Origin of the sequence: Flavobacterium gilvum (genome assembly GCF_001761465.1) — a bacterium.
GTDB lineage: Bacteria > Bacteroidota > Bacteroidia > Flavobacteriales > Flavobacteriaceae > Flavobacterium > Flavobacterium gilvum.
This window is the reverse complement of the sequence record NZ_CP017479.1, coordinates 979,967-997,532: the sequence shown is the minus strand read 5'-3', so window position 1 is coordinate 997,532 and position 17,566 is coordinate 979,967. Positions and strand designations below refer to the sequence as shown.

Below are 17,566 nucleotides of genomic sequence, written 5' to 3'. Positions count from 1 at the left end.
CTCGCAAAGGCGCAGAGACGCAAAGTTTGGAGCCGCTTTTTTTGCGTCTTTGCGACTTTGCGAGAAAATACAAATCTTAACTTTAATGACATTGCGCTCGCGCAAACTGTGGTTTCATTTGCCCACAGATTACACGGATGCAACGGATTGTCACGGATTTTATTTTTTTAACTAAATTTATACTTTCATCTGTGTGAAATTCGTTGGAAACTAACATAAAAACTCAAACCCTTGAAAAAAATAATCGCAGCAATCAATATGACACTTGATGGATTTTGCGATCATACAGCAATAGATGCTGATGAAGAAATTCATGAACATTACGCAGAGCTGTTACGCAGTGCAGACACCCTTCTATACGGCAGAACAACGTATCAACTTATGGAATATTGGCGGGAATTGGCAGTAAACCCAAGTGGTGTTAAATCGATGGATGACTTTGCCATTGTTATGGATACTACTCCGAAAATTGTTTTTTCGCATACGCTAAAAAGTGTAGACTGGAAAAGCGCAAAATTAGCAACTCGCTCTCTCGAGGAAGAAGTTACAGCACTCAAACAATCTGACAATAAGAATGGTAAGGACATTTATGTAGGCAGTCCGGGTTTAATTATTTCCATGGCAAAACTGAATTTGATAGACGAATTTCAGCTTTGTGTTCACCCTGTTGTAGTGGGAAGTGGTTTACCTTTGTTTAAAGACATAAACAACAGGATTGAGCTTAAACTTCTAAAAACAAAAATTTTAAAATGCGGTGCAGTAATTCTTTACTATGAACCGATAATATAACTATCCGTAAATTGTACCAAGGATGTTTTTTGCCACAGATTTCCACAGATTATCACAGATTTTAAACGCAGTTATAAAGAAAATCTGTGAAAATCCTTTTAATCTGTGGCGAGTTTTATCTATTTGGCATTTGTTACGGATTGTCATAACGAATAAGAAAAATATTCTGTTAAACTTTACGGATAAAGACATTGATAGAAAGACTAACCTTTTTAGTTTATACTCAAATTAATCAAATTTAAAAGGTTTTATCATACATTTGAATAATGTATCCGTATCATAATAAAATAAAATCAAGAATCGCCAATAATGAATTGGTTCACTTTGAATTTGTAGAAAAATACAAGAATATTTCCCCTTGCCTGTTATTGTATTTTAGAACAGAACCTTTTATTCGTCCAATACGAGAACATCGTTTTGAAGAATATAATACATTACTTCAAGGTTTCACTAAACTCCAAAATGAATAACCGAATTGCAAAAATTCACAATCATTAAGAATCTAAATCTCTAGCTATTATGTCTGATTCAGAAACAGATATATGCATTTAAAATAAGTGGAAATTGATTTTTTCACGCAGATTTCGCAGATTCTTAATCTCTTTTGGAGTTTCTAAAAGAAAAAATTTGTGAAAATTTGTGTAATTTGTGGCAGTTTCCCAATTTGGTTCTAATAAAGAAGGAATCTGAAATCGTTAATCCACTATCAAATCGCCTCAAACATTTTCCCCGGCAAAGGCCTAATCACGCCTTTTAATTCCATATTCAGGAGCAATCCAGAAATCCTGTAGATTGGGAAATCACAATGCAAAGCGATAATATCCATCAGTTCTTTACCTGTTTTCAAAAGATAATCATAGACCTTTTGTTCGTCGTCATCAAGGGTGACAAACAATTGTTTTTGAATCGGTTTGGCTTCTTTTTCTAAATCCCAATTCAAGTTATAAATCAAATCGGCGGCACTTGTGAGTACATTAGCTCTTTGTGTTTTTATTAAATTGTTGCAACCTTGACTGTATTTGTCCGTAGTGCGGCCGGGAACTGCAAAAACATCGCGATTGTAATCATTGGCCATGTTGGCGGTGATAAGCGAACCACCCTTATCGGCAGATTCGATGACAATTGTGGCTTCGGATATTCCTGCGACAATGCGGTTTCGGCGAACAAAATTTTCTTTATCCGGATTTGCAGAACTCCAAAATTCGGTCATAAAACCGCCATTTTGTTCCATTTTGGCAACATATTTTTTATGCGGTTTGGGATAAATTTGGTTCAGACCGTGTGCAACCACGCCAATCGTTTGCAAATCATGATCCATTGCCAGTTGGTGCGCCACAATATCAACACCATAAGCAAAACCACTCACTATTATGGGATCAAGAGGCGCAAGATCTTCAATCAGTTTTCGGCAAAATTCAGTTCCGTAAGATGTAATTTGTCGCGTGCCAACGATGCTGATTATTTTTCGGTTTTTCAAATTGATATTCCCTGAGGAAAACAGCAAAACTGGGCCGTCGATACAATGTTTTAATCGGTCGGGATAATTTTCGTCTTGAAAACTCAGTACCGCAATATTGTTCTTTTGAATAAAATCCAATTCTTTTCGGGCTTTATCAAAAATGCTTTTATCCTTGAAATTTTTCAGTAAAACAGTTCCCACGCCATCGATGGCGGCAAGCTGTGATGATTTGGCATTCAAAACCTTTTCGGCACTTCCAAAATGAGTTAGCAGTTTTTTGGCCATTATATCTCCAACTCCTTCAACTCGTAACAAAGCCAATAGGCTAAATAAATTTTCTTCTGACATATCTTACAATTATAAGACAATTTTTTGAATATCAGTTATTATTCAAAATTAAAAAACTAAGATTTTTTATACAAAAATTTAAGTCTATTATTTTCTTAAAAAAGACCAAAACCATAAATAATTGATAACGTTATACATACGAATTGTTAATAAAAATTGTGAATAAAATTTTGATAACTATTACGGTTATATATCTTTGTTATTATGAAAATAGAACTTTACATCTCGCAGCTTTTATACCGTTATCAATGCGTAACGGTTCCAGGTTTTGGAGCTTTCCTGACCGAAATCCAGTCGGCTCAACTGCTTGAAAACTCACATTCTTTTTTCCCGCCAAAAAAGATGATTTCCTTTAACACGCACATTAAAAACAATGACGGATTATTGGCAAATCATATCGCCCAAGTGGAAAAAACATCATACGATTATGCCGTAAGCGCAATCGAATATGAAGTTTTGAATTGGAAAAAAACTTTGCAGGAGAACCGCACATTTTTAATCAAAAATATTGGTGTACTAAGTTTGAATGCTGAAAACAATATCATTTTCACACCAAATGAGCAAACCAATTATTTGGCACAGTCTTTTGGATTAACTCCTTTTGTTTCACCAGCGGTGAAAAGAGAAGTGGAACTTCCGAAAGCTGAAATCGTGGTTGAGAAAACTGCAACGAATATCGAGGAAGAAACGCCTGTTTTCAATCTCGAATCAGAAACAAGAGAAAGAAGCCCGTTCCTTAAATATGCGGCTGTATTTGTGATTGGATTAGCTGTTGCCGGTTCTATTGGTTATCCGATGTACCAAAATCAAATTGCATCTGAAAGAGTTTTGGTTGAAGCAACCGTGCAAAAAAAGGTTCAGAAAAAAATTCAGGAAGCTACTTTCTTTATACAATCACCAATACCTGCGGTTACTCTTTCTTTGAAATCCAACAAAGAGGAAAAAGAAGAGGTAGCTAAATTACCGTATCACATCATGGCCGGTGCCTTCAGAAGCGAGGCTAACGCCCAAAAAAGATACAGACAGCTTATAGCCAAAGGCTTTGACGCTAGAGTTTTGGGAATTAACAAAAATGGATTATACCCTGTTTTATACGGAAGCTACGCTACTTTTGCGGAAGCGGAAAAAGAAAAAGATTCAATTACTGAAACTGATAATCCAGAAGCATGGATTTTGATTCAGTCTTTGTAGAAATATAAAATTCATTACTTAAAATCACGAATGAAGCCAATCAAAAGGTTTTGTTCGTGATTTTTTGTTTTAAGCCTTTTCGGTTTGATTTAATCTCTAAAAAAAGAATGATTTTAAAAGCACAGTTTTGTTTTTTTGTAAAAAAGAAGCATTTCCTTCATTCAAGAAAAAACGATCATTAAAACAGCCAAAAAAGCTCGAATCTGAAATCAAAATAAGCATATTATAGTTTTAGTTCCTAATAAAATCTGGCAAAGACGTAAAGACGCAAAGTATTCGTTGCAAAACTTTGCGCCTTTGCTTCTTTACGAGAAAAAATCCTTACTCAAAAACGTCAATCCCTCAAGCGTGCAATTTGAGACCAATACGAAATTCTAAGTTCAAAAATTGGTTAAAAATAAAACGGATAGAAAAAATATAAAGTACTGTAGTTAAAAAAGTTACAAAACTTTTATTAAATTTGATAAGTAAACCCATCGTTTTCAGTATCTCATTTGCAGCATATTAAAGAAAAATGCTTTTTAATACTAACTAAACCTAAGAATTATGATGAAACTATCCAACTCTTATCTGTTTCTTTTTTTGTTTAGCTGTTGTCTTTTTGCCCAAAAAAATGATCAAGATAAATCAATGGAAATCTTTGGATTTATTATGATGGACTCCGGCTATGATTTTGGCAGAATGAACCCGGATTGGTATGATACCATGAGGCCTACCCAAATTTTGGACAGCCAGGGGAATGAATACCAAAATCAGGGTGTGTATTTTATGAGCGTCAGACAAACTATGTTTGGAATAAAAAATTATATGGATACTCCTTTGGGCGAAGTAAAAACCCATTTTGAATTTGACTTATTTGGAATGGGGAAAGAAGTTGGAAATACAGCATTTCGGCTTAAACACGCCTATTTTGAATTGGGCAAATTTCTAGTAGGACAAACCAATAGTTTGTTTACAGATACCGATGTCTATCCAAATATTGTAGAATTTATGGGTCCAAATGCTTTACCATTCCTCAGAAACGTGCAGGTGCGTTACACCCCAATTAGCAATGAACACAATCTGTTTTCAATAGCAGTAGAACGCCCAGGTGCCACTGCCGATCAGGGACCTTACGGAACAGGCGGATTCGAATACAGCACATTGCTTGTTGATGTAAAACCACGATTTTCGGTTCCTGATTTTACAACAGAATACCGATATACTGATTATTGGGGTTACATGGAATTGGCCGGTACTCTTCGCAGTATGAAATGGGAAGACAACAACTCCGATCAATACGATTTAACAGGAAGTACAGTAGGTTGGGGTTTGAGTTTGAGCACTAAATTAATGTTTGGAGAAAACATCATTTTTCATGGCGCATTTACCACAGGTGCTGGAATCCAGAACTATATGAACGATGCCGAAGCTGATGTGGGAATCAAAAGACAATATGACAATCAAGTAGCACCAATCAAGGGAATCGCCATTCCGATGATAGGGGTTGTGAGCTATTTTGATATTAATTGGAGTCCGAAATTCAGCACTTCTTTTGGATATTCTATGGTTAAAAATGACACCACCGAAGCACAATTATCCACTGCCTATAAAAAAGGGCAATATGCAAGTGTCAATCTTTTATATTCACCGGTAAAAAACTGCATTTTGGGACCAGAATTACAATGGGGCCAAAGACAAAACAATGATTTTGCTGGAGATCCGCAATTCAATCTTCCGGCAGCAAGAGGAAACATCGGAACTGACGTGAAACTGCAGTTTTCCTTTAGATATGTCTTCAATAATACTTTTTATAAAAACAAATTATGACCGTTCGTTAAGTGAACCAAAAAAAGTTTTTTTACCATTAAGGTATTAAGAAAATTAAGTATAAACCCGGGAATCCAAATTAAAATTTGATTAATTTTTTTCACGCAGATTTCGCAGATTTTTTACCTTAAAACAATAAAAAATCCGTAAAAATCCGTTTAATCAGTGGAAATCTGTGGCAAAAAATATTTTTGATCCAATTTACGGAAGTCATATTAAATTTTTAGACTTAATTTTCTTAATATCTTAATGGTAATAAACTGACCAATCTGTCTAAATGTATTTAATTAATCTTCAATCATTTTCCAAAACATTTCAAAAGCTTCTTCAATCAACTCAGATTGTTGAGCACTTTCAAATTTATTTGAAGAAATATAATCATACAAGCCACTTGTTTGCGAACAAAACAACATGTAGATAAATAAGACTGGTAACTGTTTTATAAGAACAACGTCAATTCCGTTTTGTATTAATACACAAACCGGATTTTCCTCTTTATTCAAAACAGCTAATCCAGAAACCTTAGAGAAAGGAGAATGATTGAATTGCTGTAGATATCGAAAGTGATATGGTTTTTCGAGGCTCCAGGATACTGCTGCAGAAAAAACAAATTGAAAGGACTCTTTGGAAACAGAAAGGAAACCCATTCTCTCAACAATATAATCGTCCATTTCTTTATTAATCAAATGGTATAGAGCAAATATTAATTCTTCTTTTGTTTTAAAATAATTAAAAAGAGTACCTGTTGCCACACCAGAATATGAGGCTATTTTACTCGTAGCCGTTCCATGAAAACCATTGTCAACAAAGAGTTTAAGTGCTGTTTCGAGAATTGCTTGTTTCTTATCCATTTTATAAATTGATTAATCAGTCAATAAAATTACTATTAATCTTTTTTAAAAACAAATAAATCTAATATTTGGCTTATTTCTATCGCTTTGTTTTATCATTCTGAAAGAATGTTAATCAAGTTGCTGTGATTCCAACTGAATGACAATGTTGTGTTTAACTAGAGGTATTTACAATTACACAATTCTTAGAGCATTTATAATAATTAACCCTCCTCCTACTGTTTGGTCATCGCGAAGACTGAAGTAACTCCTCGTTGAATTTTCACCCCAATAATACACAACAGTTTCCTCTACCAATTATCAAACTAAGTTTATTGATTTAATGATAATTTAATACTTGTTGTTAATCGGATTAATACGCACTTTGGCTGATTTTTTTTTAATAGAAATTTACTTAATATAATTTTATATATATCTAATTTTTAGGTAAATAAAAAAAACATTTTTGGAGCTATTTATTGAAATTAAACTAAAAAAAAAAGTAAAGATGAAAAACGATCAAATTACCACAAAAGAATCACTGTACTTAGTCTATGCCTATGTAAGTATCTCAACATTTGTATTAATGTCGATCAGTAAATTAACTGAAAATCTTGAAAAAGCCCTAAATTTCAATCCGATTGTTTCCCTAATCATCATTTTAAACATGATCGTTTTTATCGCGTTGCTTTTTTATAATAGAAAACATCAAAGTATCGCGCACAAATAAAAATTATCTTTTGTAAAGAACCTACAATAACACAAAAAAAGCGGCTGAATGTCTATATTCAGCCGCTTTTTTTATGATAGAAAATTATGTAAAACCAAATTTAGATTTGTCGAAACTTAAACTCCGTTGCTTTCAATATCACTAGGTTAATCTTGATTTTTCACGCTAAGACGCAAAGGCGCTAAGTTTAGAATGTATTTCTTTATGCCTATGTACCTTTGCGAGAAATTGTTTTTTTAAGAAAACTGAGAAAACCTTATCAATAATTACTTTGCCTAAATCACTTTTTGTAACTGGTAAACAAATGATTTATTTAACATTCAAACTTGCCTTGAACATTCGTAGCTCTTCCCAGGTGAATTCGTCGCCGTATTTTTCTTTTAAAGGAGAAACCGTTTCTTCTTTGTAACCTTCAAAAGCCTCACTGAGGGCTTGTAATTTATCTTCAGCAAAAACTTCGTCGATTGTGATTGTTTTTGACTGAATTAATTTTGTTAAATGACCCAAAATCGTTTCCTGAGTAAACTTGCGGATTGTGGCGATTTCCTGAACTGTTTTCTTTTCCAGCCATAACTCATACGTTTCCTCAATAGTTGATTTCTTGGGTTCTTTTTTTCCGGTTTTCTTTGAATTTGATGTATAACGCTCGGCGTCTTTTTCGTCATCAATAAGCGTGATGTTAGCTTTCTTAAAATCTTCGAAAACGCGCTCTACTTTATTGATTTTGTATTGTTTAATTTCAGCAGATGTCAATTTCTCTTTCGAAATGGTTTCCCCTTTCACCAAAACCTCTATCATTAATTTGGCTTTCATCAATTGGAGTACCGCCCTGGTTTGCAAATCATCAAGCAGGACCAATTCTTCATAAAAACCCTTTGCTTTTTTGAGTCGTTTTGCTTCTTCAATTTTCCACAGAATTTCATACACCAACTTATCCATTGGCTCCATAAAATAATTGAATGCAGCATTGATTCGGTCAGAAATATGATTGAGTTCCAATTGTTCGTTGTGGAACAATTTATCCAACTGAACCAAGAATTTCGATGACGGTTCGAGCAATTGCCAAATGACCCCTACTTGATTTTTTGCCCAAAGTGCGTGTTTGGCTTTTGGTGAATTTTCGGCCTCTTCATTGTAACTGAACTGATGGTTTCGCCATTCTTGGGCCAATTCATTCCAATCGAAACAGTTTTTCAGATAGTTGAGAATAAAATTTTTGGTTTCCCTCTTTAAGGCATTTTCCAAAACTTCATCCGAAGCTTTATTCTCTGCATATTCCATAACTTCTTGATCGTTGGAAATACCATTCATTTGCATCGGAGAAAGCAAAATAAGCCCGTTTAAGGAACGCAAACGCGACAAAGCCACATATGCCTGCCCTGGAAGAAAAACGCGCGATACATCGAGCACAGCTTTGTCAAACGTCAAACCCTGACTTTTATGCACCGTAATCGCCCAAGCCAATTTGATTGGGTAATGCACAAAACTACCCAAAACCTCCTCCTCTATTTCCTTGGTCATTTCGTTTACGTTATAACGAATATTTTGCCATTCGTACTTCTCAACTTCAATCATTTTGTCTTCATCAGGAAAATGCACCCATATTTCTTTGCTGGTCATTGTTTTTACAATTCCCATTTTTCCGTTGAAATAGTTTTTTTCAAAAGACAAATCGTTTTTCACAAACATGATTTGTGCACCAACTTTCAAATGCAAATTAGGATCAATGGGATAAATTTTTTCCGGAAAATCTCCAGTGATGGCTGGCAAAAAAGACATTTGATTTCCTTCTAAATCCTCGAGCGATTGCGCATTCATCACATCGGCTTTTGCATTATGAGTGGTCAAGGTGATATAACCTTTGTTAACTTTTAAATCAAAATCCGGATTTACAAATTCATTCAAGGTTTGTATATCTTCTCTCGTAATCTGATTATTTCGAAGATTATTCAAAACCGAAATAAATCGATCATCCGTTTGGCGATAGATTTTGGATAATTCAATATATAAAGGCGGATACTGCTGAATCACATGTGCATGAAAAAAGAATTTTCCGCGGTAATAATTGCGTAGTGTACGCCATTCTTCGTCTCTGATAATTGGAGGTAATTGTAATAAATCTCCTATAAATAAAACTTGTACACCACCAAAAGGGGAAGATTTCCTGCGAACTGTTTGCATCATAAAATCCATGGCATCCAGCAAATCTGCACGTAACATACTGACTTCGTCAATAATAAGCAATTCCATGTTCTTGATTACAGCCCGTTTTTGACCGCTCATTTTAAAATGTCTACGCAAAGTAGCCTTGGTTTCAAACTTAATCGAATCAGAAAATTGTGGAGCCGAATTGTCAGGAATAAATCCCCCAAAAGGCAATTGAAACATCGAATGAATCGTAACACCACCAGCATTCAAAGCGGCAATTCCGGTTGGAGCCACCACAACTGTATTTTTATGAGTTGTTGCAATAATCTCACGCAAAAGTGTAGTTTTTCCCGTTCCCGCCTTACCTGTTAGAAAAACCGATTGATGTGTTTGGTTGATGAAACGGAGTGCGTATGCTGCGGCTTCGGAAATAGATTGCATGTAACAAAATTTTAAAATGGAAATAAAAAAAACCTTCACTCTAATTAAAGATGAAGGTTTTATAATGGGTTTAAAAAGAAAATATTATTGTTTATCTGCTGCTTTAACTTTAGAAGCGTATTTTTCGTTCAATAATTTTACAACTTCTTTAGTAATATCATATTTATCTTGAGCATACAATACCGAAGCAGCGTCACCAGTTCCGTAGATATAATCATATCCTTTTTCTTTACCGTAATCTTTGATAAATTTTTTCACTCCTTTTACAAGAGAATCCATTTCTTTTCCGCTTTCTTGTTGCAATTGCATTTGTAAACCTTGTTGCGCACGAGCCAATTGTTGTTCTCTACGTTGCAATTCAGCACCTTTTTTCTGAGCCCATTCTTGTCCATTAGCTTGAGCATTACTTTGAAAACTAGCAGCTTCTTGTTTAAATCTATTGATTTCAGCTTCCAATTGTCTACCTTTTTCAGCAGCTACACCTTTATATTTAGCCTCTAAGTCTTTAGTCTCAGTATATTCTTTCATCAGCTCTGCTGTATCAACATAAGCTGTTTTAAACTCTTTTGTTTTTACTTCTGTTTTTTTATCACAAGAAACAAGTGATATTGAAATTGCGATAAATAATAATACTTTCTTCATTTTGGTATGTTTCAATTTTTTTAGTATGGATGACAAAAATATAAAAAAATAGATAGCATTGACAAAAAGTTTAAAAAATGCTGCTATTTTATATGTATAAATAAAATTTATTTAGTATTAAGATTCAATAGTGTTTGATTATTTAAAACCAATTTATTAGAAGGTTTCTACTAGATTTTTTTAAAAAAAAGGTCTTATTCCCTATTTCTAACCAAAAAACAAGCTTAAAATCGCTTAAAATAAGTTTTAGTTGTTTTTAAGGATGTAAATGTGCGATGAATACTCCATTTTTTTGCTCGCTTTTAAATTCGACAGCAATCCGATGTAAACAGCTTTGAAATAATTCATTTTCCCAGTTTTGTATTTTTCCGAAAGCAAACTCACATAAAACGAATCAAATTTCATAGGAAGCACTTTTTCCAATTTCATATTTTCTTTCTGAAAAAGTAATTCAATTGCTTTTTTAGAAAAATGCCAAAAATGAATTGGCACATCATAAGCTGCCCAAAAATTTCCGTAATGATTTGCATCAAAAGATTTGAAATTGGGTACAGCAACAATCAAAGTTCCATTAGGTTTTAGCAAGCGTTTTAATTCTTTGATTTGTTCCTCTAAATTGGGAACGTGTTCCAAAACGTGCCACATCGAAATCACATCACAAGAATGACTTTCCAATTCTGATGTTTTTTCCACAAAAGAAACGCCTTTACTTTTTGCAATAGATTTAGCTTTATCACTAGGCTCTACTCCTATCGTTTTCCAACCGTCTTTTTGTGCAACAGACAAAAACTCACCAGTTCCGGCTCCAATATCCAAAATCAACCCTTTTGAAGGCTGATAAGAATTGATCAAGTTTAATTTATTTTTTAAAGCAATATTTTTTACAAAATGATAGGCTTTTTCAAAAATTGATCTTTTGGAATCGGTATGCGAAATATAATCGGCACTTTCATAATATTTTCCTAAAACATCCAAACTTGGTTGCGGATACGTGATCAACATATCCAAATCTTCATCATGATATAAATCGAAAGTTTCCTGGGAAACAGAATAATCTTTTACTTTTAAAAAATGCTTTTTGTTTTTAATATCCATTTTGGGCTTTTGGTCTTCTGTTTTAAGTTTTCACTTTAAAATGAAAACAAAAATTACACATTAAATTTTATATTAATTTACAAAGGAACAATAAATAAAAGCATTTATTGTTCCTTTCCTTATTTTTTTAAATATCACTTTTCTAACAAATACAAGGCTTTCGAGCGTAGTTTCACGTGGAACAAATGATTTTTGATTTAAGATTAATGATTTAAAATTCCAGATTTAAATCAAAAATCTAAATTCTGCAATCTGAAATCTAATCCTCACCTTCCCATATAAATCAAAAGCACAGAAATATCACTTGGAGAAACTCCACTTATTCTCGAAGCTTGAGAAATTGTAACTGGACGAATTTTGTTCAGTTTTTGTTTCGCTTCAATCGACATTGATTTAATTTTATTATAATCAAAATCCTCAGGAATCTTCACATCTTCCAAACGAGTTAACTTATCAGCATTGTTTCGTTCCTTTTCAATATAACCTGAATATTTAACCTGAATTTCGGCTTGTTCCAAAATTTCCTGATCCAAATCATTGGAATCAATATATTCTTTTACTTTTTCAAATTTTAAAATATCCTCTAACTCAATTTGAGGTCTGGAAAATATTTTAAACATTTTATCACCTTGATTAATCAAAGCAGATTCTTTTGCTTCAAGAATAGGATTTGTTTCAGCAATAGAAACACTGGTCTCTCTAAAAAAAGCAACCATTTTTTCTGATTCTTTCAATTTACGTTCCATTCGTCTTAAACGTGCTTCAGAAGCCAAACCTATTTCATAAGACATCGGTGTCAACCTAAAATCGGCATTATCCTGACGAAGCAAAGTTCTGTACTCAGCACGAGATGTAAACATACGATATGGTTCTTCTGTTCCTTTCGTAATCAAGTCATCGATCAAGACTCCGATATAAGCTTCATCTCTTTTCAAAATCAAAGGCGCTTGCTCATGAACTTTTAGATGCGCATTTATTCCTGCCATCAATCCTTGAGAAGCTGCTTCTTCATATCCGGTCGTTCCATTTATTTGTCCCGCAAAATACAATCCTTCAACCAATTTTGTTTCCAAAGTATGTTTCAATTGTGTTGGCGGAAAATAATCATATTCTATTGCATAACCAGGACGAAAGAATTTCACCTTTTCAAAACCTGCAACTGTACGCAAAGCTTCAAACTGAATATCCTCCGGTAACGAAGTTGAAAATCCATTTACATAAACTTCACACGTATTCCAACCTTCTGGCTCAACAAAAAGCTGATGGCGCTCTTTATCCGCAAAACGATTAATTTTATCTTCAATCGAAGGACAATATCTTGGACCGATACTTTTTATTCTTCCATTAAACATTGGCGAACGATCAAATCCTTCTCTCAAAATATTATGCACTTCGTTTGAAGTGTACGTCATGTGACAAGATTTTTGAAACTCCAAAGGTTTCGTCAAATCAGAATAAGAAAACTTATCTGGTTTCGCATCTCCTTTTTCTTCATTCATTTTTGAATAATCCAACGATCTTCCATCCACACGAGGAGGCGTTCCGGTTTTCATTCGACCAGCTTCAAAACCAGCTTGAATTAAATCTTCAGTAATTCCAAACGCAGCACTTTCTCCAGCACGACCTCCTCCAAATTGTTTTTCTCCAATATGAATCAAACCGTTCAAAAAAGTTCCATTTGTCAGAACAACAGATTTAGAACGAATCTCCACTCCCAACGCAGTTCTAATTCCTTTTATTTTTCCATCTTCAATTATTAATCCTTTGACCATCTCTTGGTAAAAATCAAGATTTGGAGTTCCTTCCAACATCATTCTCCATTCTTCGGCAAAACGCATACGGTCACTTTGAACACGCGGAGACCACATTGCAGGACCCTTAGATTTGTTCAACATTTTGAACTGAATAGCAGTTCTATCAGAAACAATTCCTGAGTATCCACCTAGCGCATCAATCTCCCGAACAATTTGACCTTTTGCAATCCCACCCATTGCAGGATTACAAGACATCTGTGCGATGTTTTGCAAACTCATCGTTACCAACAAAGTTTTGGATCCCAAATTTGCGGCCGCTGCCGCTGCCTCACATCCAGCGTGACCCGCACCCACCACAATTACATCATACTCTTCTAAAAACATTGTCTTTATATTTCTCCCAGAAACGGGAAATTATTATTTTTTTGTTCCACGTGAAACATTTCTCGAAACATTTTTAAAAATGTTTCACGTGGAACACCTAAAGAATCACTATTAATTTATTTTTAAAAAAACGCATGTTCCACGTGAAACATAATATTTTTTTATATAATTTTGATAAGTTTATAGCTATTGTTCCACGTGAAACATAGCTATTTTTTCATCTTCTTTACTGCGCATCAAGGCTTCGTCTTCATCAGATTTATCTTTATAACCACAGTAATGCAAAACCCCATGAACCAATACCCGTTTTAATTCTTCTTCAAAACTTGTATTATAATCGTTGGCGTTATCCAAAACTCTTTCAATAGAAACAAAGATATCTCCACCAATTTCATTACCCATAGTATAATCAAAACTAATAATGTCAGTTAAGGTATCATGATTAAGGTATTCTACATTTATCTTGTGAAGATATTCGTCATCACAAAATATATAATTAATTTCTCCTTCAGATTTATTTTCAGATTCAATTACAGCGCTTAACCAAGTAGCTATTGCTTCTTCGTTTTCAAGTATAAAATCTGATTCGTAATTAAAATTGATCATTTGTTATTAAAATAAACTTGAACTTTTTGATTAAAATTCGAGCGCAAAGGTAACGATTGTCTATTTAATATTTCTATGCTATTCAAATAATCTGAAAGTGACTTAGGCAAAGGACTCACTTGATTAGTAAAACTCTTAGTATTTGTTTCAGACTGGCGTTTAGGGTCTTCACCTTGTAAACGAATGGCGGTCTCTAATTTCAACAATTCCTGCTTAATATTATTAGTTCTCTGAAGCGTTTCGTTATTAAAACCTTTATTCAATAATTGTTTTTCTAATTGCTTCATTTGTTCCAAAGCGTTCTGGCCGTTATTACCCAAACCTTTTTTACTTAACTCTTCCTGCAGTGCTTCGCGCAATTGTTTTTGCTCTTTGTAAATGTCCATTGTGGCTTTAGCATCTCCTTCACCATCGCCGTCAGAGTCTCCATTCTGACCTTGGCCTTTGCCAGATTGTGAACCTTTGTTTTGACTATCGCCAAGTTTACTTCCTTCACCAGGTTTATTGCCGGGTTTCATACCTTGCTTCATTTTATCATTTAATTCACCTTGCTTTTTAATAATATCAGGCAATTGCATACCTGAACCTTGTCCTGATTTTGGTTTGCCCCCACTACTGCTTCCAGACATTTGCATTTGCATATTATTCAAAGAATCACTTAATAAATCAGCTAATTTATTAGCAGAAGATATTGCATATTGCTGTTGCAATAAACCTCTTTGCCATTGCGATTCGGTAAAACTATCAAGCGATTTATCAATATTATATTGAACATTGGCAACTTCTTTTGTAACAGATTCGGCTATTTTAGGTTGACGCAAAGACAACGCAAAAAGACTATCATCAACATGCTTAAATTGCGTTTTTAAATTTTGCTGATTTCGAATGTATTTACTAAACGATGGAGAGCCTGATTTTGTAGCCTTGAATTGATTCATAACATCTTCCTGAGAAAAGGAATAGGTCAACAAATTATCTAATATCTGACGCAACATCTTAACATCTTCCTCTATTTGATCTTTACCACCTTGTTCCAAAGCGGTACTCATAGACTTAGACATTTCTTTCATCTTCTTGGACGCACTTTTTTGACTTGGTTTTGCCTTTGGTTTATTGTTATTTTGCAGTTCAGAATTGGCTTTATTAAGATCCTCTTTGATACTTTTTTCCTTGTCTGAATCTGACGGAATATCAATTGGAGATTTCAAATCTTCGTTGTCTTTATCCAATTTTTTTAATTCATCTTGGATACTTTCAAATTCATCTGTTAATTTCTTTTGTTCTTGAGCAGAATTTTCTTTTTCATTCTCGGATAACTTATCTTCTTTCTGAGATAATTTATCTAATTTATCAGCAATTTGTTCGGCCTTTTTCTCTACATAATAACGCTTAGTTAACTCAACTAATTGTGCCAAATTCTTATTTTGACTTTTACTGTTTTGTTTAAATTGTTCGAGTTTTTCTTCAAAATTTTCATCCTGAATTTTATTGTTTAACTCATTAAGTTCATCAAGTAATTTTTTGTTTTTATCTAATTCTTTTTCTGTATTCTCAAGGCGTTTTTGCAATAATTCTTTGGTCTCATCCTTTTGCTGAGGATTAGATTTATCAAGATTGTTTTTCATTTTGCTGGCAAACTCCTTCATCAATTCATTCTGTTGTTGTTGCTGTTTAATGAAATTATTAACCTTTTGGCGTTCATTAAAATCTAAACCTTCTTTTTCTTTATTCGTTTGTTGGATTTTTTCAATCTCTGAAAACTGTTTATCTTGTTTAAATAATGTTTTTTGCAAACCATTTATAGCATTATTTTGTTCCTGAAATGCGTTATTTTGTTTTTCTACATCCGATAAAATTCTACTTGAAAAAACAGTAGAGCGAGAACTTTTGAAATGATGAATTGCATCATTATCAAAAACCTCAAAATAAAAGTCATAATTAACACCTTTTTCCAAATCAAGATTACCTGGAAAATTAAAAACAAATTGATCAAAAGTTTCATGCTTAACCAGGATTGTTCCACGTTTGGCATTGGTAGGTTTTCCAGATTCATAATACACAATCTGTAACTTAGACAAACCATAATCATCTCCAACTTGACCAACAAAATAAGAACTTTCGACCCCTAAACTATCAGGTGCTTTAGTGATATTAATCGTTGGAAACTGATCCCTTACAACATTTAGCTGATAATTGAGTTTTTCGAAGTTTTTCACTTCTTTATTTGATGTAATTATTTGATATTCTGTATTTTGAACTATATTTTTTGAAAAATTAAAAGTGTTTTCACTTTTAGCAAATGGAAAAGTCTGAGAATCATTAATCAAGATCACTTTTTGAGTAGCATTAGTATTCATTCGCCAAGTAACTTGAGTTCCTTCAGGAATTATGCCATTGCCGGTTCCTTTTACAACAGTGTTCTTTAATTTTAAATAAGAAGGATAAACAAAGGTCATCTCAAAATTTGAAATCGTTGGAACAGCCACCACTTTCAGTTCAAAATCGGGTGAAACAACTTTGTTTGCCTCCAGATGAAAAGAAACGTTATTTATAGGTTTAGTAATCTTGAATTGAAATTCTCCGGGACGAATTGTCTCAAGGAAATAACTTTCGTCACCAAGAAAAATCATCACATTATCTGGTACCACAGCACCTTCGGATTTAATTTTTAAAACAAAATCCTTTCCTTGCTCTGTAACCAAATTTTGATTTTGAACAACAAATTTGAATGGAGCCGGCGGAATAAATGCCGAATTGAAATGCACTACCCTATCGAAACTCTGAGAAATAATATTACTATTTCCAGAAATGAAAAAGAATAATAAAAGTACAATTGGCAAAATAGCCAAAGGCAAATACTTTCTGTTTGTACCAAAATCGATTGCTTTTCCAAAAGGAATTGGTCGCAAAGCATTTGCTTTTTGTTCAATAGATGCTAATAAAAGTTCTGAATTATACGCTGAAAAATCAGATTTTGCAAGCTGTAAATAATTAGTTAAAGTATCATTTACTTCTGAAAAATGATTTCCAATGATGATTGAAGCCTGTGTATAATCGATTCCTTTTTGAAATTTTAATATTTTGAATATTGGAAAAAGAATAAAACGTAGTAATAAAAAGACTTCCACAGCTATGAAACCCCAAAACAAAAAAGTTCTTCCCTTTGGTTGTAACCAAAGAAAGTACTCTATAAAGAGCGTAAATAGAAAATAAATTAAACCGAGGCCAATAAAAAATAATATCCCCCGAATCAATTCATTTGTATAATACTTCTTTATAAAAGCTTCTAACTTTTGATGTATAGAATTTGACTTTTCCAAAATTACTATATTAATTTAAT

Annotated in this window: 12 protein-coding genes; 4 read left to right on the top strand and 8 right to left on the bottom strand. The window is 33.5% G+C overall.

Features of this window, described 5'->3' with window-relative positions; translation table 11 throughout:
• The first annotated feature begins 231 nt into the window (after nucleotides 1–231).
• Complete coding sequence (locus tag EM308_RS04320; protein ID WP_035637648.1) at nucleotides 232–789, top strand: dihydrofolate reductase family protein; 558 nt, start codon at nucleotides 232–234, stop codon at nucleotides 787–789.
• Nucleotides 790–1,495: 706 nt separating this feature from the next.
• Here EM308_RS04320 and dprA read toward each other — a convergent pair.
• Nucleotides 1,496–2,596, bottom strand: a complete 1,101-nt coding sequence (gene dprA, locus EM308_RS04310; protein ID WP_035637652.1) for a DNA-processing protein DprA — start codon at nucleotides 2,594–2,596, stop codon at nucleotides 1,496–1,498.
• Nucleotides 2,597–2,800: 204 nt separating this feature from the next.
• On the opposite strand from dprA, the gene EM308_RS04305 reads away from it, so the two are divergent.
• Both EM308_RS04305 and EM308_RS04300 read left to right on the top strand, forming a co-directional pair.
• Entirely contained in the window at nucleotides 2,801–3,787 is a 987-nt protein-coding gene (locus EM308_RS04305; RefSeq protein WP_035637654.1) for an HU domain-containing protein, read from the top strand.
• A gap of 546 nt (nucleotides 3,788–4,333) precedes the next feature.
• Nucleotides 4,334–5,596, top strand: a complete 1,263-nt coding sequence (locus tag EM308_RS04300) for a DcaP family trimeric outer membrane transporter (protein ID WP_231560016.1) — start codon at nucleotides 4,334–4,336, stop codon at nucleotides 5,594–5,596.
• A gap of 287 nt (nucleotides 5,597–5,883) precedes the next feature.
• Here the strand turns inward: EM308_RS04300 and EM308_RS04295 are convergent, their stop codons facing one another.
• Nucleotides 5,884–6,447, bottom strand: a complete 564-nt coding sequence (locus EM308_RS04295) for a TetR/AcrR family transcriptional regulator (RefSeq protein ID WP_051877798.1) — start codon at nucleotides 6,445–6,447, stop codon at nucleotides 5,884–5,886.
• Nucleotides 6,448–6,934: 487 nt separating this feature from the next.
• Here EM308_RS04295 and EM308_RS04290 point away from each other — a divergent pair, with 487 nt between their 5' ends.
• Complete coding sequence (locus EM308_RS04290) at nucleotides 6,935–7,156, top strand: hypothetical protein (RefSeq protein WP_156101351.1); 222 nt, start codon at nucleotides 6,935–6,937, stop codon at nucleotides 7,154–7,156.
• 309 nt (nucleotides 7,157–7,465) lie between these two features.
• Here EM308_RS04290 and EM308_RS04285 read toward each other — a convergent pair whose 3' ends face one another.
• From EM308_RS04285 to EM308_RS04260, 6 genes are all read right to left on the bottom strand, one after another.
• Nucleotides 7,466–9,745, bottom strand: coding sequence for a helix-turn-helix domain-containing protein (locus EM308_RS04285; RefSeq protein ID WP_035637660.1), 2,280 nt, complete (start codon nucleotides 9,743–9,745; stop codon nucleotides 7,466–7,468).
• Nucleotides 9,746–9,829: 84 nt separating this feature from the next.
• On the bottom strand, nucleotides 9,830–10,387 hold the full coding sequence (locus EM308_RS04280; protein ID WP_035637662.1) for an OmpH family outer membrane protein: 558 nt from the start codon (nucleotides 10,385–10,387) through the stop codon (nucleotides 9,830–9,832).
• A gap of 246 nt (nucleotides 10,388–10,633) precedes the next feature.
• Complete coding sequence (locus EM308_RS04275) at nucleotides 10,634–11,482, bottom strand: class I SAM-dependent methyltransferase (protein ID WP_035639901.1); 849 nt, start codon at nucleotides 11,480–11,482, stop codon at nucleotides 10,634–10,636.
• Between the two features lie 266 nt (nucleotides 11,483–11,748).
• Nucleotides 11,749–13,620 (bottom strand): tRNA uridine-5-carboxymethylaminomethyl(34) synthesis enzyme MnmG, encoded by a 1,872-nt coding sequence (mnmG, locus tag EM308_RS04270; protein WP_035639899.1) that lies wholly within the window; start codon nucleotides 13,618–13,620, stop codon nucleotides 11,749–11,751.
• 186 nt (nucleotides 13,621–13,806) lie between these two features.
• Nucleotides 13,807–14,226 (bottom strand): rRNA maturation RNase YbeY, encoded by a 420-nt coding sequence (gene ybeY, locus EM308_RS04265; RefSeq protein WP_035639898.1) that lies wholly within the window; start codon nucleotides 14,224–14,226, stop codon nucleotides 13,807–13,809.
• Nucleotides 14,223–17,546, bottom strand: coding sequence for a DUF4175 family protein (locus EM308_RS04260; RefSeq protein WP_035639895.1), 3,324 nt, complete (start codon nucleotides 17,544–17,546; stop codon nucleotides 14,223–14,225). The genes ybeY and EM308_RS04260 overlap by 4 nt, the downstream gene beginning before the upstream one ends.
• Between the last annotated feature and the right edge of the window lie 20 nt (nucleotides 17,547–17,566).